This is a genomic window from Algoriphagus faecimaris (genome assembly GCF_900101705.1).
Classification (GTDB): Bacteria; Bacteroidota; Bacteroidia; order Cytophagales; family Cyclobacteriaceae; genus Algoriphagus; species Algoriphagus faecimaris.
On the sequence record NZ_FNAC01000044.1, the window covers coordinates 34,510 to 36,530 of the forward strand.

At 39.8% G+C, this 2,021-nt stretch carries 2 protein-coding genes; both read right to left on the bottom strand.

The window, feature by feature from the left end; translation table 11 throughout:
* Positions 1-83: 83 nt before the first annotated feature.
* The gene (locus BLQ57_RS17810; RefSeq protein WP_169712792.1) at positions 84-1,313 is read right to left on the bottom strand and encodes a VOC family protein; all 1,230 of its coding nucleotides are present in this window, start codon (positions 1,311-1,313) and stop codon (positions 84-86) included.
* Between the two features lie 427 nt (positions 1,314-1,740).
* Positions 1,741-2,021: transposase (locus BLQ57_RS17815; RefSeq protein ID WP_139162797.1), on the bottom strand; the 281-nt coding region annotated here is incomplete at its 5' end.

The window sequence follows — 2,021 nt, forward strand, 5'->3', positions numbered from 1 at the left end:
CTATGTGGTTCACTCTTTTTTAAAACCACATAGAAACATAGTGCGCATAGCCGAAAAGCAAATCTTAATGTTATCCAAAAGGTCTAAAATTGGTAAAGGTATCCTCCCAAATCACGAAAAGTCCCAGCCATTCTAGAGGAATCCTGACCGGACTTTTCCAAAAAGGATTCCCAGCTTTTACCATCCTTTAAGTCGATTTTGACCTCCACCAACTTCTCCTCGGAAAAGGAATTCATCCCTCGTTTTTCATCCACCAAACCCAAATAGCTGTTCTCAGACATTCGATAAATCTTAGCCCAACCCTGATCTGCAGAAAGCCTCAACCCCAACTTCTCAGATATAAAATTCTCCATGGGAAGCATATCTTGATAATACAACCAAGTGACGGAGCCATAAAAATTCAACTCCGACCCAAGGCTAGTTGCCTGTGGTTCAAGACCCCATAACTCCGGCATCAAAACTTCATTTTCAGGATGCATTCGGAACATTTCAAATTCCAATAAATACCCCTCCGGATCTACGGCAACAAATCCATCATGTGCTCCTTCCGGGTTTTGCTTGAGTGTATATTTGATGGGAATATTTTCCTTTTTGACCTGTTCATACCAAGCTTCGAGGTTATCCGTAAGCAAGGCTAAGGCTACTGATTTGGATTCCTTTCCAGAATAATCAGAGTCCTCCACACTTTTCAAAACCAATCTGGAGTCACCTGCAATTTGGAAAGTGATCGTATTTCTGTCCTCAGATAGAAGGTTTAATCCCAGTTTGTTAGCATAAAAGTCCTTTGCTGCTTCCAGATTTTTGTAAAACCAAATCAACTCCTGACCCTGAATCCCAAAGTCTTCCAAGTCCCGAAAAGTGCTATTTGCCTCCAAAAGCTCATTGATTTTCCAAGTCGGATAACCCAATAAACGACCAAAACGTCTACTAAAGCCCTCAAATTCCGCAGAATCTGCCTTTTCTAATTCAACTTTTAAGTCCTGATAGGCCTGTACATAAATCGAGTCTTGATAAAAAATCAATACTTCTTTACCCACGCTGACCTCCTCAGGAAACAACCAAGTTTCTATCAAATCCGCTTCACGGAAAAAACGAACACCATACTTTTCTGCCAATCGCTCTGCTTCTGGCAAAAACAAATCAACTTCTGCCTCTGTCATCGGTGGTCCCAAGGCAATGGGCTTGACTCCGGCCGCTACCATTTCAGCGAAGGACTCGACTTGCCCGGACTCTTTTACAAATTCTCTTTTACTACAACCCGACATCAAAAACAGGACACCTAAGACTACGGAAACTTGCTTTTTCAGAAGCATATATGAAATAGTTTTATTCAGTTCAATTTTAAAACTAATCAAAAATAGCTCAGTTGATCGAGACTCCATCAATCAAACCAATAGAAAACAGAGTGAAAAATTGTATGGTTAAAATCCTTCTTGGGTGAATTTAAAAATTGATTTTAAAATGTCGGTTAAAATAAACGGACAAGCTGGGGTAGGTCTTTCAAATTCAACTTCCCGATTTTCGGGACAGGCTCTCCAGAGTTGATAGGATAATTTTCTATTTTCATTTTATAACCACACATAGCAATGTGTGGCTAATCGAATTCAATCACTTTGTGATTGATGGACAAAAAGGGAATGTTAATATTAGATCTTTTCATTTCAGTGTATCAATTGCTACTATGATTCCTAAAGAGTTTGCCCGTATTCTAAGGTTAAAGCAAGAAGAATTTTAGATTTTTCATGCGGCATATTTTAAGGTGTCTACATAGTTTGAATTTCGGTTGACAACAGCAAAAGCCCTTGCGAGAAGTTTGTTTCTGATGATGTTAAGCGTACTCATTTTACTTTTCCCCTCATTTATCCTCCTGGTGTAATAAGTCTTCATCTCGGTACTGTATTGAATTGCTGTGCCCGCACATAAGGTCAATAGTGTTTTAATTCTCTTATTGGCCAGCTTACTGGTTTTCGTCCTTCCCCTATATGTACCGGACTGGTTGGGGAATGGCGCTGTTCCTGCAT

Bases quoted from the DNA above. Each gene is read 5' to 3' on its own strand.
- BLQ57_RS17810 (WP_169712792.1), bottom strand. From the start codon at position 1,313: ATGCTTCTGAAAAAGCAAGTTTCCGTAGTCTTAGGTGTCCTGTTTTTG.